At 67.0% G+C, this 20180-nt stretch carries 23 protein-coding genes; 13 read left to right on the forward strand and 10 right to left on the reverse strand.

Going from position 1 to position 20180, the window contains the following annotated elements:
• Positions 1 to 43: 43 nt before the first annotated feature.
• From H9Q09_RS07250 to lgt, 4 genes are read right to left on the reverse strand one after another with little or no spacing between them, the layout of a single operon-like run.
• The gene (locus H9Q09_RS07250) at positions 44 to 1192 is read right to left on the reverse strand and encodes a Xaa-Pro peptidase family protein (protein WP_024350431.1); all 1149 of its coding nucleotides are present in this window, start codon (positions 1190 to 1192) and stop codon (positions 44 to 46) included.
• A 6-nt stretch (positions 1193 to 1198) separates the two neighbouring features.
• Positions 1199 to 1999, reverse strand: a complete 801-nt coding sequence (pgeF, locus tag H9Q09_RS07255; protein ID WP_187390501.1) for a peptidoglycan editing factor PgeF — start codon at positions 1997 to 1999, stop codon at positions 1199 to 1201.
• 33 nt (positions 2000 to 2032) lie between these two features.
• Complete coding sequence (locus H9Q09_RS07260) at positions 2033 to 3175, reverse strand: class I SAM-dependent methyltransferase (protein WP_187390502.1); 1143 nt, start codon at positions 3173 to 3175, stop codon at positions 2033 to 2035.
• On the reverse strand, positions 3172 to 4050 hold the full coding sequence (lgt, locus tag H9Q09_RS07265) for a prolipoprotein diacylglyceryl transferase (protein ID WP_024350434.1): 879 nt from the start codon (positions 4048 to 4050) through the stop codon (positions 3172 to 3174). The genes H9Q09_RS07260 and lgt overlap by 4 nt, the downstream gene beginning before the upstream one ends.
• Before the next feature lie 286 nt (positions 4051 to 4336).
• Here lgt and H9Q09_RS07270 point away from each other — a divergent pair, with 286 nt between their 5' ends.
• The 4 genes from H9Q09_RS07270 (at position 4337) to H9Q09_RS07285 (ending at position 6587) form a co-directional block, all read left to right on the forward strand.
• Positions 4337 to 4621 (forward strand): accessory factor UbiK family protein, encoded by a 285-nt coding sequence (locus H9Q09_RS07270; protein ID WP_035694822.1) that lies wholly within the window; start codon positions 4337 to 4339, stop codon positions 4619 to 4621.
• Positions 4622 to 4900: 279 nt separating this feature from the next.
• Positions 4901 to 5401: a YbjN domain-containing protein gene (locus tag H9Q09_RS07275; RefSeq protein ID WP_009210236.1), complete on the forward strand. Its 501-nt coding sequence runs from the start codon at positions 4901 to 4903 to the stop codon at positions 5399 to 5401.
• 1 nt (position 5402) lies between these two features.
• Positions 5403 to 6218 (forward strand): pyrroline-5-carboxylate reductase, encoded by an 816-nt coding sequence (gene proC, locus H9Q09_RS07280; RefSeq protein ID WP_187390503.1) that lies wholly within the window; start codon positions 5403 to 5405, stop codon positions 6216 to 6218.
• A 3-nt stretch (positions 6219 to 6221) separates the two neighbouring features.
• Complete coding sequence (locus tag H9Q09_RS07285) at positions 6222 to 6587, forward strand: tRNA-binding protein (protein WP_187390504.1); 366 nt, start codon at positions 6222 to 6224, stop codon at positions 6585 to 6587.
• Positions 6588 to 6596: 9 nt separating this feature from the next.
• Here the strand turns inward: H9Q09_RS07285 and H9Q09_RS07290 are convergent, their stop codons facing one another.
• The 3 genes from H9Q09_RS07290 to H9Q09_RS07300 all read right to left on the reverse strand — a co-directional run bounded on the left by H9Q09_RS07290 (position 6597) and on the right by H9Q09_RS07300 (position 9349).
• Positions 6597 to 7892, reverse strand: a complete 1296-nt coding sequence (locus H9Q09_RS07290; RefSeq protein WP_187390666.1) for an ATP-binding protein — start codon at positions 7890 to 7892, stop codon at positions 6597 to 6599.
• 177 nt (positions 7893 to 8069) lie between these two features.
• Positions 8070 to 8795: a response regulator gene (locus tag H9Q09_RS07295; protein WP_187390667.1), complete on the reverse strand. Its 726-nt coding sequence runs from the start codon at positions 8793 to 8795 to the stop codon at positions 8070 to 8072.
• Between the two features lie 5 nt (positions 8796 to 8800).
• Positions 8801 to 9349, reverse strand: a complete 549-nt coding sequence (locus H9Q09_RS07300) for a MarR family transcriptional regulator (RefSeq protein ID WP_024350440.1) — start codon at positions 9347 to 9349, stop codon at positions 8801 to 8803.
• Between the two features lie 224 nt (positions 9350 to 9573).
• On the opposite strand from H9Q09_RS07300, the gene H9Q09_RS07305 reads away from it, so the two are divergent.
• Positions 9574 to 10464 carry a branched-chain amino acid aminotransferase gene (locus H9Q09_RS07305; RefSeq protein ID WP_187390505.1) on the forward strand — a complete coding sequence of 297 codons (891 nt, stop codon included), beginning with the start codon at positions 9574 to 9576 and terminating at the stop codon, positions 10462 to 10464.
• 127 nt (positions 10465 to 10591) lie between these two features.
• Positions 10592 to 11233 carry an MBL fold metallo-hydrolase gene (locus H9Q09_RS07310; RefSeq protein ID WP_187390506.1) on the forward strand — a complete coding sequence of 214 codons (642 nt, stop codon included), beginning with the start codon at positions 10592 to 10594 and terminating at the stop codon, positions 11231 to 11233.
• A 22-nt stretch (positions 11234 to 11255) separates the two neighbouring features.
• On the opposite strand, the gene H9Q09_RS07315 is transcribed toward H9Q09_RS07310, so the two are convergent.
• Both H9Q09_RS07315 and H9Q09_RS07320 read right to left on the reverse strand, forming a co-directional pair.
• Positions 11256 to 12152: a hypothetical protein gene (locus H9Q09_RS07315; RefSeq protein ID WP_187390507.1), complete on the reverse strand. Its 897-nt coding sequence runs from the start codon at positions 12150 to 12152 to the stop codon at positions 11256 to 11258.
• A gap of 200 nt (positions 12153 to 12352) precedes the next feature.
• Positions 12353 to 12565, reverse strand: a complete 213-nt coding sequence (locus tag H9Q09_RS07320; protein WP_040325802.1) for a cold-shock protein — start codon at positions 12563 to 12565, stop codon at positions 12353 to 12355.
• Positions 12566 to 12900: 335 nt separating this feature from the next.
• On the opposite strand from H9Q09_RS07320, the gene H9Q09_RS07325 reads away from it, so the two are divergent.
• The 7 genes from H9Q09_RS07325 (at position 12901) to H9Q09_RS07350 (ending at position 16377) form a co-directional block, all read left to right on the forward strand.
• Positions 12901 to 13536 (forward strand): hypothetical protein, encoded by a 636-nt coding sequence (locus tag H9Q09_RS07325; protein WP_187390508.1) that lies wholly within the window; start codon positions 12901 to 12903, stop codon positions 13534 to 13536.
• 78 nt (positions 13537 to 13614) lie between these two features.
• Entirely contained in the window at positions 13615 to 14436 is an 822-nt protein-coding gene (locus tag H9Q09_RS07330) for a methyltransferase (RefSeq protein WP_024352084.1), read from the forward strand.
• 91 nt (positions 14437 to 14527) lie between these two features.
• A complete protein-coding gene (locus tag H9Q09_RS07335; protein ID WP_155898565.1) occupies positions 14528 to 14665 on the forward strand; it encodes a hypothetical protein in 138 nt (45 codons plus the stop codon).
• 65 nt (positions 14666 to 14730) lie between these two features.
• A complete protein-coding gene (locus H9Q09_RS07340; protein WP_024352083.1) occupies positions 14731 to 15030 on the forward strand; it encodes a hypothetical protein in 300 nt (99 codons plus the stop codon).
• Positions 15031 to 15112: 82 nt separating this feature from the next.
• A complete protein-coding gene (locus tag H9Q09_RS07345) occupies positions 15113 to 15565 on the forward strand; it encodes a hypothetical protein (protein ID WP_187390509.1) in 453 nt (150 codons plus the stop codon).
• A gap of 22 nt (positions 15566 to 15587) precedes the next feature.
• Positions 15588 to 15710 carry a hypothetical protein gene (locus H9Q09_RS22660; protein ID WP_281414912.1) on the forward strand — a complete coding sequence of 41 codons (123 nt, stop codon included), beginning with the start codon at positions 15588 to 15590 and terminating at the stop codon, positions 15708 to 15710.
• A 208-nt stretch (positions 15711 to 15918) separates the two neighbouring features.
• Entirely contained in the window at positions 15919 to 16377 is a 459-nt protein-coding gene (locus H9Q09_RS07350; RefSeq protein ID WP_187390510.1) for a GNAT family N-acetyltransferase, read from the forward strand.
• Between the two features lie 151 nt (positions 16378 to 16528).
• On the opposite strand, the gene uvrB is transcribed toward H9Q09_RS07350, so the two are convergent.
• Positions 16529 to 19828 (reverse strand): excinuclease ABC subunit UvrB, encoded by a 3300-nt coding sequence (gene uvrB / locus H9Q09_RS07355; protein WP_187390511.1) that lies wholly within the window; start codon positions 19826 to 19828, stop codon positions 16529 to 16531.
• Positions 19829 to 20180 lie beyond the last annotated feature (352 nt).

Consider the following 20180-nt stretch of genomic DNA (forward strand, 5'->3'; position numbering starts at 1 on the left):
CACAAGGCGCAGGCCCTAAATCTGGCGACGGCGGCCGCCTGAATCAGACCGAAATCAGGTCGAGAGAAAGCCGCGACAATGGCTCGGGCGCGCTCGTCGTCGTCAGGTAGGTCCGGCCGAGCGTCATCGCCGTATCGGTGTCGGAATCCATGATGATCATGTGCGCGAAGAGGGTCATATCCGGCACGATCGGCTGCGGATTGCCGGAATAGAACATCGGCGTGTCCATCCACGACGGCGCGTAGCGCGCCCCAAGCGAATAGCCGCAAGCGCTGAGGCGGTGGCGGACGAGTTCATGGGCTTCCATCACCGCCGCATGGGCATCGAAGACGTCGCCGAAGCTGCTGCCCGGAACCATCGCCGCCTCGACGGCATCCAGCGCCTCGCGCGCGGCCGTGTGCAGTTCGACATGGCGCTCGCTCGGGCGGCCGACGATCACCGTCTTCATCAAGGCGGCGTGGTACTGCGATTTGACGCCGGCCCATTCCAGCGTGAGCTGATCCTGGTCGTCGAGGATGCGGCGGCCCGACTTGTATCGGCACAGCAGGGCATCGCGGCCGGAGCCGACGATGAACGGGTTGGCCGGATAGTCGCCGCCTTGGCGCAGCACCTCTCCCTGAAGCGCCGCCAGGATGTCGGCCTCGTTGGCGCCCGCCCTGATCAACGGCAGGGCGGCATCGAACGCCTCGTCACCGAGCCGTGCAGCCTCGCGCACGGTCTCGATCTCGGCAGGGGTTTTGACCGCGCGCAGCAACGGCACGAGGTTGGAGGCCTCCTTCAGCGTGGCGAAGGAGCCGAGCCGCTCCTGTACCATCTGGCCGTTGGCTGCGGTCAGGCCATGGGTCGCCCACTCGACGCCGATGCGGGCACCGAGAAGGCCCATGTCGTCGAGCATGTCGCGCAGTTCGATGACCGGATCGGCGCTGCCCCGGTCGCGCCAGATGCTGATCGATTCCAGCGTCGAGGTGTGACGCGCCTGCCGCAGGTCGGCCGAGCGGGTCAGAAGCTGCATCTCGCCATCGGCCTTCACCACCAGGCACTGGAAGTGACAGAAGCCGAAGGTGTCGTAGCCGGTCAGCCAGTACATCGATTCCTGGGCGAACAGCATCAGGGCGTCGAGCTTCTGCTCGCCCATTTCCAGCATGAGCCGGTCGCGGCGGGCGTCGAACTCGTCGCGTGAGAAATGCAGCATCCGAGGTTACTCCGCGAGGGCGATGGCAGAAAGCTGGCGGCCGTAATCGGGCTCGCCGCGATGCGTGGTGCGCCGGAAGGAAAAGAAGCGGTCCGGCTCGCCATAGGTGCAACGGTCGACGAAGCTGCCCTCGACGCCGCTGGCTTGCAGTCGAGCAACGATGAAGCCCGGCAGGTCGAACTGACGCTTGTCGGCGCTGCGCCCGGGCTGGAAGAACCGCTCGCGTGCAGGCTCCGCGTCGAGGAACTCCGCCACCATCTCGAGGCCGACTTCGTAACTGGGCTGCGTGATCGTCGGCCCGAGCACGGCACGGATGGAATTGCGCTTTGCACCGAGCCCTTCCATGGCGGCGACCGTCGCTTCCAGGACGCCGTTCAGCGCGCCACGCCAGCCGGCATGCGCCGCGCCGATCACGCCGTTCTCGGTATCCGCGAAAAGGACGGGCCCGCAGTCGGCGGTGACGACGCCGATGGCGAGGCCCTTGCGGCGCGTCGCGATCCCATCGGCGCGCGGGCGGTCGCCGGAGAAGGGGGCATCCAACACCACGGCGTCCGCCGAATGCACCTGCCAGGGTGTCGCGAGATCTGCGCTGCCCAGAGTGGCGAGCGCGCGGGCTCGGTTTTCCAGAACGTCCTCGGGACGGTCGTTCGAGCCGATCCCGACATTGAGCCCGGCATAGAGCCCTTCCGAGACCCCGCCGCTGCGGGTGAAAAAGGCATGGGCGATGTCTGGTCCTGCCAGACGGTCCGACCGGACGACGGCGGAATCAGGCAGCGGCGACGCGGATCGGCTTCGAATGTCGGACATGGCGCGGGATCGTGGTCGAGGGGCAGGGCGAAGTCAATCCGCGGCGGTTCCGTCGGTTGTGTCCGGCAATCCGGCCTCGATCAGGCCGAAGGGTGGTAGTCTCATTGGGCGCGAGGCAGCGCACAGAACCTTGAAGATCTGGCCCATATCGCCGGGGCCCGTTCCCGCCAGACGCTGCACGGCGCCGGTGATTTCCGTTCGCGTCTTCTCGTCACGCGCAGCGCCGAGCGCGCCAGCCCGTTCCAGAAGGCCGAGGGCTAGAAGGAAGTCGCTTTGCGTGACCGTCGGCGATACGTAAAGCCCGCTCGCGCGGAACGGGGCGGCAATCCTGTCGAAGTCGACATGGCTGGTGATGTCGTTCTCGCCGGGGCGGTCCAGCGGGTCGGCGAAGGCATGGCCGTGCATCGCCTGCAATGTGTCCCCGTAACCGCTGCGGGAATGACCGTAATCGATGAAGAGGCCCGCGCCGCCGTCCGTGGCCAGCCGCTCGGCCAGGGCCGCGGCAATCCGTCCGCGTGCTGGAGAGACTTCCAGCACCGCGCCGGCCTTGGGCTCCACCAACCCCATCGCCCGGACGGCATCGGAAACCTGCGGGCGCGCTTCGCACAGCACGAACTCGAAGCGTCCGCTGTCGGTCGTCGATACGCAGCGTTCGCGCCAGTCGCTGCCGTCGAAGACATATTGGCGGACCGCAACCGCATCGAACAGCTCGTTGGCGACGACGACCATCGGTCGTCGCTCCAGATCCTCGATGCGCCGCACCCGGCGGATCGGCAGGTCGAAGCGTCCCAGCGTCTGCATCTGCTCGTCGGCGAGCCGGTCGCTCGTTTCCACCAGCCGCACAGCGGCCGCCCGCATGCAGTCCGGGGCGACGGAACGCAGCGCGCGCAGCATGTCGGCCATCATCGTGCCGCGGCCGGGCCCGCATTCGACCAGCAGAAAGGCGTCTGGACGACCGAGACCGGTCCAGGCCGAGGCGACCCAGGCACCGAGAAGTTCGCCGAACATCTGGCTCACCTCGGGCGCGGTGACGAAATCGCCGGCCCGGCCGAACGGATCGCGACGCGCATAATAGCCGTGCTCGCGATCGTAGAGTGCGAAGTTCCAGTAGCGGTCGACGCCGAGTGGACCTTCGACCCTGACATGTTCGGCAATCTTGCGGGCAAGCGCGTTCACGGCCGGGCGGCGCCCGCTTGATCGTCCTCCACCGGCTGGGGCTCGTAGGCGCGGGGCCTGGCCGTCGCCATGGCCCAGATGCCGATGATCAGCATCGGAACCGACAACAGCATGCCCATGGTGAACCAGCCGCCATAGAGGTAGCCGAGTTGCACATCCGGCATGCGGAAGAACTCGACGAAGATGCGCGAGCAGCCATAGCCGAAGAGGAACAGGCCGCCGACGAAGCGCGGACGACCGAGCATCTTGAAGTGGTGCGTCGCGATCCGCAGCACGATGAACAGCAGAATACCTTCCAGCAGCGCTTCGTAGAGCTGGCTGGGGTGTCGCGGCATCGGGCCGGCATCGGGAAAGACCATCGCCCAGGGTACCATGGTGGGCGCGCCCCACAATTCGCCGTTGATGAAGTTGGCAATGCGCCCGAAGAACAGGCCGAAGGGCACCGAGGCGGCGACGATGTCGATCAGGCTGAACAGCGGCACCTTGTAGACGCGACAGAACACCGCGATCGCCACCACCACGCCGATCAGGCCGCCATGGAACGCCATGCCGCCTTCCCAGACCCGGAACACCGCCAGGGGATCGGCGACGTAGCGTTCGAATTCGTAGAAGAATACCGAGCCGAGGCGGCCTCCCACCACGATGCCGATCGTGATGTAGAGGATGAAATCGTCGATCTGCAGCTTGGTGACCGGCGAGACGCCATTCGGCCAGAGCCGCGTGTTGCCCGCCAGATGGCGACCGTAGAGCCATCCGCAGAGAATGCCCGCGACATAGGACAGGCCGTACCAGCGCAACTGGATCAGTCCGAGATCCAGGAAGATCGGATCGATCTGCGGATAGGTCAGGACACCGAGATAGGGGAGGGTGAGCATCGGTCCGCCATTGGGAGAAAGCGGGCGCTTGGCGCCCTTGCAGGAGCGGCGCGACCTTGGCCCGCGACCTTCACAGGGTCAAGCGTGGCCGGCCCCGGAGATCGACGCTGTCCCACCTGTGTGGCCCTCGAGCCTTCACCTTCGCGTGCGCTGCCATCCGAAAGGCTGACCGTTCGGGCAGCCTTCCACTGCCGCAAGCCCGCCCGGTCGCCATTGCCATCGTCCCCGGCGCTCTCTACCTCAACCCCGAAGAGAACGCGCAATGGCGCAAAACGGAGACCCATTCATGTCCAGGACAGGCCCCGGCCGCCAAGGCCCCAACCGGATGCTCGACGAGTTCGCCCGCGTCATGACCGATGCTGCAGGTGCCGCGCAGGGCGTGCGCCGCGAGATGGAGACCGTCTTCCGCGCACAGGGCGAGCGGCTTCTGAACCAGATGGACCTCGTGCAGCGCGAAGAGTTCGAAGCGGTCCGCGACATGGCGGTGAAGGCGCGCACGGAAAACGAGGCTCTGAAGAAGCGGCTTGCCGATCTGGAAGCCCGCATGGCCGGAACCGGCGACGCCAACTGAGCGTCCAGCCGAGTTCTCCACAGCCTATCAACAGGTTTCGGGCGTTGCTCAATGCGCCCGAAAAGCCTTTGCCGAGAGTCGCTTAAGACTCGCCGCCGGCGGCCGGCGATCCCGCATGAATCCACCGAGTGGTGAATAATTCCTTAATCCCCTTAAGCCGGCGACTCCCCGTCTATATGCTGATTCATAAGGGTGATTCGACACGGAGCGGTGTCTCACTCCCGGTGGGAGCCGTTGCGGCAAATGGTGATCCCGCCGATGCGAATACGGGGACTCACCATGCAATTGACTGAACTTGCCACACTGCGCCAATCCAACCCGGTCGACATGATCGAATGGGTTGCGTCTGCGCGGGAATGGGCATTCGAACGTTCCTGCGACGACGAGCTTGCGGTCGCTGTCGCAGGCGTCTGGACCGACTATTCGGTTTCCTTCTCCTGGGTCGAGGATATCGAGGCGCTGCATCTGGGATGCGCGTTCGATCTTCGCATTCCGGCGCACCGCCGCGCCGAGGTCCTGCAACTCCTCGCTTCGATCAACGAGAAGCTCCTGGTCGGCCATTTCGACCTTTGGCAGAACGAGAATGCGGTGATGTTCCGCCATGCACTGCTTTTGTCCGGAGGTGCGGAGCCGACCAGCCAGCAGGCCGAGCGCATGCTGACCAGTGCTCTGGAAAGCTGCGAGCGGTTCTATCAGGCGTTCCAGTTCGTCATCTGGGCCGACAAGACGGCGCAGGAGGCGCTGGCTTGCGCGCTCTTCGAGACCCAGGGCGAGGCCTGATATGGCAATGGCGGCCCAGCGCATCCTGCTCCTTGGCGGCGGCAACATGGGGGCGGCTCTCCTCGGGGGCTGGCTGGACAAGGGTCTCGATCCGGCCCGGGTGCTGGTGGTCGATCCGAAGGTCGGCGATACGCTGCGGCCGCTGATCGAACGCTCCGGCGTGCGTCACGCCACGTCCGTGCCGCAGGAGACCTTCGACGTCGCCCTGCTGGCTGTGAAGCCGCAGATGATGGGCGCAGCGCTGCCGGACCTGCGCGATGCGCTGACATCGGACAGTCTCGTGGTTTCGATCGCCGCCGGTACGACCGTCGCCGCCATCGAGGCGCTGCTCGGCGCGCATCCGGTGGTGCGGGCCATGCCGAATACGCCGGCGCTCATCGGCCGCGGCGTGACCGGTGCTTTCGCCAATGAGCGGGTCGATGCGGCAGGTCGCGAGACAGCCGACGATCTGTTGTCGGCCAACGGGCCGGTAGAGTGGGTCGAGGCGGAAACGCTGATCGACGCCGTGACCGGGGTCTCCGGCAGCGGTCCGGCCTACGTCTTTCATCTGGCCGAATGCCTGGCGCAGGCGGGCGAGGCGGCCGGACTGCCGGCCGATCTCGCCATGCGGCTGGCCCGCCATACGGTCGCCGGCGCCGGCGAACTGATGATCCGCTCGGACCAGACGCCGGCGACGCTCCGCCAGAACGTGACGTCGCCGAATGGCACCACACAGGCGGCTCTCGACGTTCTGATGGCCCAGGACGGCCTGGCCCCGCTGATGGAGCGGGCTGTGCGAGCGGCGCGCGACCGCGCCGAAGCTCTGTCGAAGGAGTAGCGTGTGAGCGCCCAGAAAGACGACACGCCATCCGCGCAGATCGGCTTCGACGACTTCATGAAGGTCGACATTCGTGTCGGCACCATCGTCGAGGCGGCGCCGTTCCCCGAGGCCCGCAAGCCGGCGATCAAGCTGACGATCGATTTCGGGGCGCCGCTCGGGCGCAAGAAATCCTCGGCCCAGATCACCCGGCACTACGAGCCCGCAGAACTGGTCGGCCGGCAGGTGCTGGCGGTCGTCAACTTCCCGCCGCGCCAGATTGGCCCGATGATGTCAGAGGTGCTCACCCTCGGCGTGCCGGACGCCGATGGCGAGGTCGTGCTGATCGGCCCGAGCCAACAGGTCCCTGAGGGCGGCCGCGTCTACTGAGGCGATCGGTCAGGCCGGGACGCGGATCAGTGCCCGCAGCCCGCCGAGCCTGGAATCTGACAAGAGGATGTCGCCGCCGAAACTGCGGGCGATGTCACGGGCAATGGCAAGCCCCAGTCCGGTGCCGCCGCTGTCGATGTTGCGCGCGGTGTCGAGACGTACGAAGGGCTTGAACACCTCCTCGCGCTGTTCGGCGGCAATGCCCGGCCCGTCGTCCTCCACCGTGATGGTCAGCCAGCGATCCTCGTGGGTCGCCGCGACCTTGACGTGATCGCCGTGACGCATGGCGTTGGTGACAATGTTGGTCACCATGCGCGTGAAGGAATCCGGTCGCACCGCGATGCGCGGGTCACCGTCGATCACCAGTTCCAGATGCTTGCCCTTGAGCTTGGCTTCGTTGCGGAATTTGGTCAGCATCGGGGCCAGATCGAGTTCGCCGATCTCCTCGGCCGCCTCGTTCCGGGCGAAGGCCAGATAGCCTTCCAGCATGCGCTGCATCTCGTCGACGTCCGCGTTGAGTTCGTCCTGGTCCTCGCCTTCGCCGAGCAGCGCCAGCTGCAGCCGGAAGCGGGTGAGAATCGTCCGCAGGTCGTGGCTGACGCCGGTCAGCATGGCGGTTCGCTGTTCCATCTGCCGTTCGATCCGGTCGCGCATCTGGATGAAGGCGAGCGATGCGCGCCGGACTTCCGACGCACCGCGGGGCCGGAAATCCGGCGGCATCGGCTGGCCGCGACCGAAGCCCTCCGCCGCCGCAGCCAGTGTCTGGATCGGCCGGATCTGGTTGCGCAGGAACAGCACCGCGATGATCATCAGCACCAGCGATGTGCCGACCATCCAGACGAGGAAGATGTGCGTGTTGGACGCATAGGCGGAGTTGCGGGTGGCGAAGATCCGCATCACCCGGTCGTCCAGCCGGATGCGGATCTCGACGATCTTGGAATTGCCGACGGTGTCGATCCAGAACGGGCGGCCGATCTGCCGGGTCAGTTCCTCGCTGAGGATGCCGTCGAGGATATTGAAAAACGGCTTCGGGGCAGGCGGCGGCAGCGGCTCGGCCGGCAGCACCGAAACGTTGAGGTCGAGATTGTTGCGGGCGATGCGGATGATGTCGCTGTAGTCCGAGCCGGGCGGCCGCGTCTGAACGAGCGCCGTGATCGCGGCGATATCCTGCACCACCGCTTCCGACAGGCGCTGGGTGACGAGCTGCCAGTGACGCTCCATGAACACGACGGTGACGACGCACTGCAGAAGGACGACCGGCGCCATGATGATGATCAGCGAGCGCGCATAGAGCCCCTTCGGCATGTAGCGCTGGAGGATCCGCGGGATCGGCCGCAGGGGGCCCCGCCAGATGTCGAGGGACGGGAGCCGGCCGATGCGCCAGCTCCGGCCGGTCTCCTGCGTAGTCGTCGCATCGCGGCGGAACGGGTTCCACCGGGGCCGTTGCTGCATGAGCCGTCCGAGAACCGACATGATGCCTGCTCAGTCCGTGTTCAGGCGATAGCCGATGCCGCGCACGGTCTGAAGCCAGAGCGGGTTGGCCGGATCGCCCTCGATCTTGCGTCGCAGGCGGTTGATCTGGACGTCCACCGTACGCTCGCCGACCTCGGTTTCGTCACCGAGGAGATCCTGCCGAGGGATCGTCTCGCCTGGATTGCCGGCGAATTGCGACATCATCGCCTTTTCGCGGTCGGTCAGCCGGATGATTTCGCCCCCACGCTTCAGTTCGCAGCGGGAAAGCGAGAAGGTGAAGGGACCGAAGCGGATATGCTCGAGCTTCTGGATCGGCGCCTGGCTGCCGCGCCGCAGGATATTGTTGACCCGCAGCAGCAATTCGCGCGGGTCGAAAGGCTTGGCCAGATAATCGTCGGCGCCGGCTTCCAGACCCTCGATGCGATGCTCGGTCTCCGAGCGCGCCGTCAGCATCAGCACCGGTGCCTGCCGATTGTTGCGCAGCGATCGGACCAGCTCGATGCCGCTTTCGCCGGGCATCATCACGTCGACGACCAGAAGGTCGAAGTCGAGCCCTTCCAGGATCCGCCGCGCCTCGGCGGCATCCGCCGCCACGGAGACCCGGAACTGCTGTTCGCTGAGGAACCGCAGCAGCAGCGAGCGGATCCGGCGATCGTCGTCGATGACGAGGATATGGGGTGCGTCGTCGCCGAGCGGCGAGGGGGCCTGCCGTTGCACCGCCTTCGTCTCCGTCATCTCGCTCATAGTGGCTCCTTTCGGTCGATGCCCTTTTTCCTGAACCACTCGCGCGTCGTCGGCCGATCGTCGGCCATCTCCATCAGGAAGGCGCCGATCGGTCCGGCATCGCCCGGCGAGGTATTGCCCAGCGCCGCCTCGATGCGCCGCGCCTGCGCCCGCGACAGTTCCAGCGTCAGTTCGCGCCCGCGTTCGGTCGGGAACAGACAGCGTTGGCGCCGATCCTCGACGCCGGGCATCTGCCGCACGAAGCCGCCATCGATCAACTGGCGCAACACCCGCGACAGCGACTGCTTGGTTATCTGGAGCAGATCGAGGAGCTCGGCGATGGTCATCCCCGGATCGCGGTTGACGAAATGCAGCACCCGGTGATGGGCCCGGCCGAAACCATAGCGCATCAGGATCGAGTCCGCGTCCGTCGTGAATTCCCGATAGGCGAAGAAAAGCAGCTCGATCATGCGAAAATCGAGCTCGCCCCGTGTTGGCAGCGGCTCTCGCACGATCGCGTCCTCGGCGTCCGGCACGCGATCATCGGAGGTCAGGGCGGCATCCATAATTTAGGTCAGCAGTGTTGACGTAATTTGGTTCCATTGTTACACCTTGCCTGCGAGAGTGGAAACCGTCGCTTGCGACCATTCCCCTCCCGGCCCATTGTCGGCTTCGGGCTGTCCGCTTCAGGGAAGACCGGACGCAGTCGGCAGACAAGCCACGAATCGGTCAGAAGCCGATCGCCGTTACACCACGGATAGGGAGGACGCCGGGACAGGCGTCGACAACCATGAGCAGTGTTCCATTCGACCAGCTTGACGGCGAAATCTGGTACAACGGCGAGTTCCTGCCGTGGAAAGACGCCAAGATCCACGTTCTGACCCATGGTCTGCACTACGCAAGCGCCGTGTTCGAAGGCGAGCGTGCCTATGGTGGCACGGTCTTCAAGCTGCGCGAGCACACCGAGCGGCTGATCGCCTCGGGCCGCATGATCGGGTTCGAGATTCCCTACAGCGCCGACGAGATCGACGCGGCGACGAACGAACTCCTGGTGCGCCAGGGCTTCACCGATGCCTATGTCCGCCCGATCGCCTTCCGCGGGTCCGAGATGATGGGCGTGTCAGCGCAGAAGAACCGGATCAACGTCGCGATCGCCATCTGGCAGTGGCCGAGCTATTTCGATCCGGAGCAGCGGATGAAAGGCATCCGCCTGGACCTGGCCGAGTATCGCCGTCCCGATCCGCGCACCGCGCCGTCGAAGGCCAAGGCGACCGGCCTCTACATGATCTGCACCATCTCCAAGCACGCGGCCGAGGCCAAGGGCTATGCCGACGCGCTGATGCTGGACTGGCGCGGCCAAGTGGCCGAGGCGACCGGTGCCAACGTCTTCTTCGTCAAGGACGGCATCATCCACACGCCAACGCCGGACTGCTTCCTCGACGGCATCACCCGCCGCACGGTGATCGAACTGGCCAAGCGCCGCGGCATCGAGGTGCGCGAGCGGGCGATCATGCCCGAGGAACTGGCTGATTTCGACGAGTGCTTCCTCTGTGGCACGGCCGCCGAGGTCACGCCGGTGTCCGAGATCGCCGAATGGCGCTTCACGCCGGGCGAGACGACGCGCCGGCTGGTTGAGGATTATACCGCCGTGGTGCAGCCCCAGCGTGCCGCCGCCGAATAGGCGGAATACCCGCTGCTGACACCATCAGCTTTCCGGCCGCGGCACTCGCTGCGGCCGGCCGCATGCTTGCCTCCGCCGTCTGCCCCGCGTTAACAGCCGGCCACAGCAACCGACGCCCGAGGCCCACGTGACCACACTCAACGCCCAGATCGTTCCCGTCACGCCATTCCAACAGAATTGCTGCATCCTCTTCGATGCCGAGGACAAGGTCGGCGTCGTGGTCGATCCCGGCGGTGACGTCGACCGGATCGTGGAGGCCATCGAGAAGGCCGGGATCGCCATCGAGGCGATCTGGCTGACCCACGGCCATATCGACCACGCCGGCGGGGCAATGGAGCTGAAGGAACGCCTCGGCATCGACATCCTCGGCCCGCACAAGGCCGATGCCTTCCTCCTGGCCGGACTGTCGGAACAGGCGCGGATGTTCGGAATTCCGGGCGCGGTGCGCGATTGCACGCCGGACCGCTGGCTGGAGGAGGGCGAGACTCTCGCCTTTGCCGGCCATCGCTTCGAGGTGCTGCACACGCCGGGACATGCGCCGGGCCATGTCGTCTTCTACAACCGGGCCGCCAAGTTCCTGCACGCCGGCGACGTCCTGTTCTCCGGCTCGATCGGCCGTACCGATCTGCCCGGCGGCGACCACGCGACGCTGATCGCCTCGATCAAGGACAAGGTCCTTCCGCTCGGCGACGATGTCGGCTTCATCTGCGGCCACGGGCCCGGCGGACGCCTTGGCGACGAGCGCCGCGGCAATCCGTTCCTGACCTGAGGAGCCTGGCTCCTCGTCTCCGTCAGTCGCAGAACTGCGACTGACCCTGTGCGCCGACATAGGTCCCGTAGTCGGGGTCGAAGCTCTCATGCTCGCTCGTGCAGCGGTCGAGCCATCCGCGGGTCCAGGGGGCGGCGCGCCCGACCTGTTCCGGTTCGAGGCGCGCAGTTGGCCGAGGCACGTCGGCGCTGCCCGTTGCGAGCGCCGCGACGCGCTGACCATATCCGGGGGCGATCCGGATGATCTGCGGCCCGCCGATCTTATACATCACCTCCACGCCGGAGGCCGGCATCGGCCGGCGGTCGAGCCGCGCACTCTCCACATCGATGATCTTCGCTTTCGTTCGCATCCGGTTCGCGCTCTTTCCCGACATCTGGGTGGTCGAGCCGTAGCCGCGGTCGCCGAGATCGCTGGTGATGACGGTGAGCGAGCCGGACGAGCGCTGGACGGTCCTTGGAGCCGCGACCTCCCGCCAGCCGCGACCGCGACGCAGGCGCCGGTCGTCGATCACGATGTCCGGTTCGACGACGACCGAACCACCGTCCTCGAGAAACTCTTCCCGCTCGTAGGAATAGACGATATCGGCCGGCGTGCGGATCGATCCGCCGTCCCTCAGGAATTCGCGATCACCGCCTGACCTGAAGACGATGTCGGGTCGTCTGCCGATCCCCCCGCCATCGTCGAGAAATCCGTCGCGGCGCTGGCCGTTCCGGACTCCGCGCCGGGGCTGCAGGGGACCGCCGCCGTCGAGGAAGCCACCTGTCGGGTCGCTGGACTGCGGTCGCGAACTGCTGCCGCCGCCGCCATCGAGATAGGTCTGGGCGCTGGCGGGTGCTGTTGCGAGGAACATGGCGGTGAGGCTGGCGATCACAGCGATATGGCTGGATCTGGCGCGGGCCTCTCGGTGGCGTTGAGACATGGATTGCACTCCCGTTTTCGCCTTTTACTGGCGTTCGGGTGTGGCCTTGCACGTGGCGTGCCAGACGTTTCCGTATCGAACTGGTACAGGATTGGTGCCTGGAAAGGAAAGCCCGGCGCAAACGCGTAACGGGCTTTCCCAGTCTAGGTCTCACGATGAGGCGGCAGGGGGAAGCCTACCGCGACTACCGTGAGACGAGTTCAGTCTGCGGCGAGATTAACGGCCTTCGGACCCTTGCCGCGCTTGTCCGGCTCGGTGTCGTAGGAGACCTTCTGGTTCTCCTCGAGCCCCGGCAGGCCGGAGGCCTGAACGGCGGAGATATGGACGAAGATGTCCGCGCCGCCATCGTCGGGCTTAATGAAGCCGAAGCCCTTTTCGGTATTGAAGAACTTGACCGTACCGGTCTGTGCCATCGTCGGTATCCCTTATCCTGGCATTACGAGTCGCCGTTTGGCGGTGGCAGGCAAGTCTTGACTAGGAAAGGAACCGATACATCGTGGCCTGAAATTGTACCGCAGACCACCCGGAGGATGCGCCTCCGATACGCAGTTCGTCCATGACCCTTGTTCGCGAGATTGCCCGAAGCCTCCTTCATTGCTATCCCGTTTCCGGCCCGACGAGCGACGTATTCAGGGCGCGTGTCGCGTGCCATTTCGGGACAGGCAATACAGCTTCCACCATCCAAAACCCGCTGTAAAGACGGATCGACGCCGCGATCGGCGGGCTCTTCCCAAGGCATTCATCTCAAATGAAAATACTCGTTTGCGGATTTTCCTCCTTCCCCGGTGCGCCCCACAATCCGACGGAAGCGATGGTGCGAACCCTCGAATCCGACCCGCGCCACGGTGAAGCGTTTCGCGCCGCCGTCCTGCCGGTGGAGTGGGAAACGAGCTGGCCGCGCCTGCGAACCCTGATCGAGACCCTGGCACCGACCAGCGTCGTCCTGTTCGGTCTGCACAAGCGGGCCGAGCGGCTGCGCATCGAACGGGTCGCCCGCAACCGCCGCAAGCTCGGACAGGCCGATGCGACAGGCGCGTTTCCCGCCGGGCCGGCGGTGCTCGACGGACCGGAGGCGCTCGCCTGCCGGATGCCATGGGAGACCGTGACATCGGCACTGCGCGGCGCCAGCGTGTCCTTCGAATGGTCGTCGGATGCGGGCGGCTATCTCTGCAACGACACGCTCTACCGCTTGGCCTTCAACGCCGATGCGCTCGGGGTGCGAAATTTCGGCTTCTTCCATGTGCCGCTGAGCGACGAGGCGGCGGCGCAGGCCGACGAGATCGACGGGATGCCGGAGATCTTCTGCAGCATGCCGGCGGCGCGGATTGCCGCCGCGGCGCTGGCCCTCGTGAACGAACTGGGCAGCGGCACGGCCGCCGTCTGATCCACAGAGCCATGCGGGTCGGCTGTCGCCGGCCTCAACTTTGCCCTAAGAGGCACCGCGACACCCATAGGAGCGGCAATGAGCGACACCCCCATCGACGAGGCGGCCCTGGCCGAAGCCTATGAAGAGGCGCTGGCGCTGGAGAAGGCCGGCGACCGCACTGCTGCGGCCGACGCGTATCGCCGCTGCCTGGCGCTCGATCCGGACGACCATGCCGGCGCCGCCGTGCGGATGGCGGCGATGGGCGAGGGCGAGACGCCGGCCTCGGCGGGCGACGCCTATGTGGCGACGCTGTTCGACCAGCATGCCGACGATTTCGAGGACATCCTGGTGCGCCAGCTCGGCTATGGCGTGCCGGGCCTCATCGCCGAGCGGCTGGCGGCGGTCGCGCCGGGACCCTATGAGCGGGCGCTGGATCTCGGCTGCGGAACGGGCCTGGCCGGCGAGGCGCTGCGGGACCGGATTGCGACGCTGATCGGCGTCGATCTGTCGGAAGGCATGATCGAGACCTGCTTCGACAAGGGTGTCTATGATCATCTCTATATCGGCGAGGCGGTCGGCTTCCTGGCGGAATTCGACGAGCCCGAGCCCTTCGATCTCGTCGTGGCGACCGACGTGCTGCCCTATCTTGGCGGGCTCGATCCGCTGTTTGCCGCGACCTCGGCGCGAATGAGCGGCGGCGGCATCTTCGGCTTCTCGACCGAGACCATGCCGGACGCGACTTTTGGCGCACGGGACTTCATGGTCGGGCCGCACCAGCGCTTTCACCACAAGGAGAGCTACGTGCGCGACCGGCTGGCGGCACATGGCTTCGAGACGCTGGAGGCGACGTCGATCGTCGTGCGTCGGCAGGAGGGCGAACCGGCGCCCGGACATCTGGTGCTCGCCCGCAAGCGCTGAGGGCGCCGTTCACGCAGGCGTGCGTCACATCGCGGCAACTCCGGCGGGGCCGGACCGTTCTGCGAGCAGATCCAACCTGCCGGAGACCGTCATGCGAAGAATTCTTACCATCACCACCGCCTGCGTGCTTCTGGTCGCGGCCGGCTGTCAGGGCACGCGCTCGGCCAACAGCTCCGCCGATCGCGGGACGCCGTCGGGCGGGATCGTGCCGGGGCAGATCTCCGACTGATGGCCTGCAACGCGGATGGCCGCTTGCGCGTTGTGGCCGGTATCGAAACAGGAAGGACTCCCACTATGCGCCGCATGCTTGCCGCTCTCCTTGCCACCGCGCTCATGACACCGGTGCTGCCGGCCGCCGCCCAGGAGCCGGTGGGCGTGCGCCTGTCGGAGCGCGAGAAGCAGCAGTCGCGCCGTGTCGTGCTGCCGGACGGGCGCGTCGTGCTGCGGCCCTACAGCCCCGGCTTGCCGTGGCTCTACGGCGTGGGCAGCGTTTACGGCAAAGCATCGGCTCAGCCGCTGGTGAACGGCGTGACGCCCTCGGTGATGGCTGACACGCCGGCCGGCGGCATCGTGCCGGGACAGAACCCGCATTGACCGGGGCGCCGCCGCCGATGCTGCTGGACAGGGGCAGGGCGCCGGGCGAGATTGCGCGACATTCCTCCTTCGGACCGCCCCGATGACCGCATCCGCCTGCTTCCTCCGCCTCCTCTCGGCGCTCACAATCCTCGCCCCGGCCTTGCCCGCCGCCGCCGATTCCGGCGCCGAGGCGGCGGGGCGCGCCTTCTATACGCCGCCCTTCGACGCCGAGCGCGAGTCGGACCGTTTCACCGGCGCCGCGCGGGAGACCCTGGAGCGGCACGAAGCCGAGGCGGCCGGTGGCGACATCGGATGCCTCGACTTCTCCTTCGTCATCGACGGGCAGGATTTCGTCGACACCGAAGTGACCGAGACGCTGACGCTCGCAAGTACTCCGACCGGCGATGACGCGGTGGAGGTGACGGCGCGGTTCAGCAATTTCGGACAGGCGCAGGCGATTGTCTGGACCGTGACCGAGACACCGACCGGCTGGAAGATCGCCGACGTGGCGAGTCCGGCCGGCGGCTGGCATCTCGCCGAACTCTGCCGATAGTTTTCCTTCAGGAGCCGACCCGATGAGATTCCTTCCCCTTCTTGCCCTGTTGATGCTGGGCGCCTGCGCGACGCCGTCCGACGAGGTGCGCAGCGCCCGCTGGGAGAACAATGCCGCGATGATGGACGGCGCCGTTCCGCGCTGACGGCCGGTGGTGCCGTCGTCAGCGTTGGCGGCGGTGGTGAGGGTTTGGCATGGGTCCCCGGGTCAGGCCCCGGGGATGACGCCGGAGGGGGGACTGCTTCCGGGACGCTTCGAGCGGCCGGTTTCGGGCGTTCAGGCGGTTGAAACGGCGGCTGGTCCGTGCGAGGGGCGCGCCCAACTTCCCTGACGACACCGCCATGGAGCCGCCCGTGTCCGACCTTGCCCTTCGCGCCAATGCGCCCTTCGACCTGGCACCGCTCGCCCGGCTGCTGGTCGAGGCCGACGACCTCGCTCTGGTCAATCCCAACGCCAAGCATCCCTTCGACCCGCTGGAATGGCGGGAGAAATGGCTGAACGAGGCCGACGACGCCTCCTTCTACCTGGTCGACGCGACCGGCCGCGATGTCGGCTTCTTCGCCCTGCGGGTCGGCATCGGGCCGGAGGTGCGCCACCTCGTCTATGTCTTCGTCGAGGAAGCGGCCCGTGGCGGCGCCGGGGCGCAGCTGGCGGCGCTCGCCGAACAGGCGGCCCGCGATCTCGGCGCCATCTCGGTGACGCTGAAGGTCGAGCTCGACAACGAGCCGGCCTTGCGGGTCTACGAGGCCGCCGGCTACGAGGAACTCGGCCGCCGCAACGGCATGGCCACCATGCGCCGCGACTGGGGCTAGGGGGGCGCTCCCATTCCTTTGCAGTAGCCCCTCATCCTGAGCCTGTCGAAGGGCGAGGGGCGCTTGGCGCTGTGTTTGGCTGGAGGTGTGATCCCCGATCCTTCGACAGGCTCAGGATGAGGGATCAGGGGGCCGTGGGCCCGTCGCCGTCCTACCGCCCCGGGCGGCCGGTCTTGCCGTGCCGGCGCTTGCGCTTCTGGTCGGCGGGGTCCTCGTAGGAGCCGCGGCCGATGCGTTCGCGGCGGATGGGGGCGGCGTCACCTGAGGTGGTGCGTGGTTCGACAGGCTCACCATGAGGGGCGTTGGGGCCCGTGCCCTTGCCCATGCCCGGACCCGTGCCGGAGCCGGTGTCCGCCGCGGGTGAGGCTGTGTCCGTAGGCTTGCGGGTCGCCGGCTTTTTCGGGGCGGGCTTGCCGACCGGCTTTTCGGTGCGACCGACGGTCATTTCGTCCAGCGAGTTCTTGCGGAACAGGCCCGGCCGGTCGGGACGCGCCGTGTCGGTGCCCGGGCCCATGTCGTCGAGGGACGGCTTCTGGAAATACGAGCCGGCAGTCGTGTCGCCGCCCGGCTGGCCCGACGGGCCGTCGGTCGGCGCGCTGGCGTCATGGCCGGCGGGGGAGGCGGCGGCGTCGCCGGGCCTGGGCGGGCGGGCCAGCGGCGCCGGGCGGCGGTCGGAGCCTTCGCCGCGGGGTTTCAGCGGTTCGCCGCGCGGGCCGAACCGTTCGCCGCCGGCAGGCTGGCGGTCGCGCTTGGTCTTGCGGCCGTATTTGGAGCGGCCGGTGACCGGGGAGATCGCCTCCTCCTCCAGTTCGGCGGCCATCGCCATGGGGTCGGCGGCGTCGATGACATTGCCGCCGCCCTTGGCCTTCTTGCCGCCGGAGCCGGAATCGCCGCCGGGCAGGCCGCCGAATTCCAGCTCCTTGGCCTGCAGCCGCTTGATCTCGTCGCGCAGCCGGGCGGCGGTCTCGAAGTCGAGATCGGCGGCGGCGTCGCGCATCTGCTTTTCCAGATGCTCGAGATGGCTCTTGAGATTGTTGCCGACCATGGCGCCTTCCTTGGCGCCCGGGCCGACATCGACCCGCACATGGTCCTTTTCGTAATAGCTGTCGAGAATGTCGGCGATCTGCGCCTTCACCGAGGCCGGGGTGATGCCGTGCTCGGCATTGTAGGCCTCCTGCTTCTCGCGGCGCCGGTTGGTCTCGGCAATGGCCCGCTCCATCGAGCCGGTGGTGCGGTCGGCATAGAGCACGACCTTGCCGTCGACATTGCGCGCGGCGCGGCCGATGGTCTGGATCAGCGAGGTCTCGGAGCGGAGGAACCCTTCCTTGTCGGCATCGAGAATAGCGACGAGGCCGCATTCGGGAATGTCGAGGCCTTCGCGCAACAGGTTGATGCCGACCAGCACGTCGAAGGCGCCGAGGCGGAGATCGCGGATGATCTCGATGCGCTCCAGCGTGTCGATGTCCGAATGCATGTAGCGGACGCGAATGCCCTGCTCGTGCAGATATTCGGTGAGGTCCTCGGCCATGCGCTTGGTCAGCACCGTGGCGAGAACGCGGTAGCCCTTGTCGACGGTGTCGCGGATCTCGCCGACGAGGTCGTCGACCTGGCTGCGGGCCGGGCGGATCTCCACCGGCGGGTCGATCAGGCCGGTGGGGCGGATGACCTGTTCGGCGAAGACGCCGCCGGCCTCTTCCATTTCCCAGGAGCCGGGGGTGGCCGAGACCGCGACGGTCTGCGGCCGCATAGCGTTCCACTCCTCGAAGCGCAGCGGTCGGTTGTCCATGCATGACGGCAGGCGAAAACCGTATTCGGCCAAGGTCGCCTTGCGGCGGAAGTCGCCGCGATACATGGCGCCGATCTGCGGCACGGTGACGTGGCTCTCGTCGATGAAGACCAGGGCGTTGTCGGGCAGGTATTCGAACAGGGTCGGCGGCGGGTGGCCGGGCTGGCGGCCGGTGAGGTAGCGCGAATAGTTCTCGATGCCGGGGCACGAGCCGGTGGCCTCGATCATCTCGATGTCGAAGCGGGTGCGCTGCTCCAGCCGCTGGGCTTCCAGGAGGCGCCCGGCCTTCTCCAGCTCGACGAGGCGGTGGCGCAGCTCCTCCTTGATGAGGCGCACGGCCTGGTTCAGCGTCGGGCGCGGCGTGACATAATGGGAGTTCGCGTAGATCTTCACCGACTTGAGACTGTCGGTCTTCTGGCCGGTCAGCGGGTCGAACTCCTGGATCGACTCGATCTCGTCGCCGAATAGCGAGATGCGCCAGGCCCGGTCTTCCAGATGGGCCGGGAAGATCTCGATCGTGTCGCCGCGCACCCGGAAGGAGCCGCGCTGGAAGTCCATGTCGCGGCGCTTGTATTGCTGGGCGACGAGGTCGGCGAGGAGCTGGCGCTGGTCGAGCCGGTCGCCGATCGACATCTGGAAGGTCATCGCCGTGTAGGTCTCGACCGAGCCGATACCGTAGATGCAGGAGACCGAGGCGACGATGATGACGTCGTCGCGCTCGAGGAGGGCGCGGGTGGCGGCGTGACGCATTCGGTCGATCTGCTCGTTGATCGAGGATTCCTTCTCGATGAAGGTGTCGGAGCGCGGCACGTAGGCTTCCGGCTGGTAATAGTCGTAATAGGAGACGAAATACTCCACGGCATTGTCCGGGAAGAACGCCTTGAACTCGCCGTAGAGCTGCGCCGCCAGGGTCTTGTTGGGGGCGAGGATCAGCGCCGGGCGCTGGGTCTTCTCGATGACATTGGCGACGCTGAAGGTCTTGCCGGAGCCGGTGACGCCGAGCAGCACCTGGGTCTGGTCCTGGTCGGTGATGCCGGAGACGAGGTCGGCGATAGCGGTCGGCTGGTCGCCCTGGGGCGTGTAGTCCGAGGCGATGCGGAACGGCACGCCGCCCTCGGACTTGTCCGGACGGGCCGGGCGGTGGGGCACCCAGATCTCGCCGTTCTTCAGGAGCGGATTGCCCTCGGAGATCAGCTTGGTGAGGGCGTCGACCGTGGCAGTGACGCCGCCCTCGGGCAGGCCCTTGGCGTCCTCGAGGCTGAGATCCATGCCGGCGACCGGATTGAGCCCGGCGGCGGCGCGCTGCTTCGGATCGCTGGTGCCGCCCATCGAGGTGCCGCGCGACGTCTTGCCGGGCCGTGCGCCGGCGGCCGCCTTGCCGGACTTGGCGGCGGGCTTGGCCCTGGCTTTCGCGGGCTCGGGCTCGGCGGCGGGCGCCAAGGCTTCGCCGTCCGCGACATGCTCGGCCGTGGTCTCCAGCCCCTGGGCGATCTCGTCGGCCCAGCCGGAGACCGGCCCGGCAAATTCCTGCGCCGCCTCGAAATCGGCCTGCGGGGCTTCCGCGAAGCCGCCGCGCCGCGCCGGCGCGCCCGGATCGAAGGGCGCCTCGTCCTCGGCGGTGTCGAAGGCGGGACGCGAGCGGGTGGTGCGGGATCTGGAAGCCATGGCGGAACATATAGGGACCCCCCCCGGGGTTGGAAGCCGGGCGGACGGGGCAAATTGCGGCGGCGTGCCGGGCCCTATGCGGCGCGCTGCCGCAGCAGCCAGGCGCGGACCTCTTCGCCGGACTCCGGCCACGAAAAACGCGGGCGGCCACCGCCGCGGCGCTGGGCGCAATGCGGCCTCACGGGCGCCGGGTTGCAATCGCCGATCGGTGCACGGCTAAGTTATATAAGGTCTTGGTAACCATGAAAATTAGCACGCCGGATATAATCTAAGGCGCACTTATAGTGCAAAACAGGGCGGGGAGAGAAAGTCATCTCGCAGACATGATGTCGTCCTGTCTTTCCGGGGAGCC

Source organism: Aurantimonas sp. DM33-3 (assembly GCF_014334315.1).
Classification (GTDB): Bacteria; Pseudomonadota; Alphaproteobacteria; order Rhizobiales; family Rhizobiaceae; genus Aurantimonas; species Aurantimonas coralicida.

Coding starts and splice junctions, on each gene's coding strand:
- lgt (WP_024350434.1), bottom strand. CDS start 4,050: ATGCTCACCCTCCCCTATCTCGGTGTCCTGACCTATCCGCAGATCGAT.
- H9Q09_RS07340 (WP_024352083.1), top strand. CDS start 14,731: ATGCGCCGCATGCTTGCCGCTCTCCTTGCCACCGCGCTCATGACACCG.
- H9Q09_RS22660 (WP_281414912.1), top strand. CDS start 15,588: ATGAGATTCCTTCCCCTTCTTGCCCTGTTGATGCTGGGCGCCTGCGCG.
- H9Q09_RS07295 (WP_187390667.1), bottom strand. CDS start 8,795: ATGACGGAGACGAAGGCGGTGCAACGGCAGGCCCCCTCGCCGCTCGGC.
- H9Q09_RS07330 (WP_024352084.1), top strand. CDS start 13,615: ATGAGCGACACCCCCATCGACGAGGCGGCCCTGGCCGAAGCCTATGAA.
- H9Q09_RS07345 (WP_187390509.1), top strand. CDS start 15,113: ATGACCGCATCCGCCTGCTTCCTCCGCCTCCTCTCGGCGCTCACAATC.
- H9Q09_RS07250 (WP_024350431.1), bottom strand. CDS start 1,192: ATGCTGCATTTCTCACGCGACGAGTTCGACGCCCGCCGCGACCGGCTC.
- H9Q09_RS07335 (WP_155898565.1), top strand. CDS start 14,528: ATGCGAAGAATTCTTACCATCACCACCGCCTGCGTGCTTCTGGTCGCG.
- H9Q09_RS07300 (WP_024350440.1), bottom strand. CDS start 9,349: ATGGATGCCGCCCTGACCTCCGATGATCGCGTGCCGGACGCCGAGGAC.
- H9Q09_RS07275 (WP_009210236.1), top strand. CDS start 4,901: ATGCAATTGACTGAACTTGCCACACTGCGCCAATCCAACCCGGTCGAC.
- H9Q09_RS07315 (WP_187390507.1), bottom strand. CDS start 12,152: ATGTCTCAACGCCACCGAGAGGCCCGCGCCAGATCCAGCCATATCGCT.
- pgeF (WP_187390501.1), bottom strand. CDS start 1,999: ATGTCCGACATTCGAAGCCGATCCGCGTCGCCGCTGCCTGATTCCGCC.
- H9Q09_RS07270 (WP_035694822.1), top strand. CDS start 4,337: ATGTCCAGGACAGGCCCCGGCCGCCAAGGCCCCAACCGGATGCTCGAC.
- H9Q09_RS07290 (WP_187390666.1), bottom strand. CDS start 7,892: ATGCCGAAGGGGCTCTATGCGCGCTCGCTGATCATCATCATGGCGCCG.
- H9Q09_RS07305 (WP_187390505.1), top strand. CDS start 9,574: ATGAGCAGTGTTCCATTCGACCAGCTTGACGGCGAAATCTGGTACAAC.
- H9Q09_RS07320 (WP_040325802.1), bottom strand. CDS start 12,565: ATGGCACAGACCGGTACGGTCAAGTTCTTCAATACCGAAAAGGGCTTC.
- uvrB (WP_187390511.1), bottom strand. CDS start 19,828: ATGGCTTCCAGATCCCGCACCACCCGCTCGCGTCCCGCCTTCGACACC.
- H9Q09_RS07325 (WP_187390508.1), top strand. CDS start 12,901: ATGAAAATACTCGTTTGCGGATTTTCCTCCTTCCCCGGTGCGCCCCAC.
- proC (WP_187390503.1), top strand. CDS start 5,403: ATGGCAATGGCGGCCCAGCGCATCCTGCTCCTTGGCGGCGGCAACATG.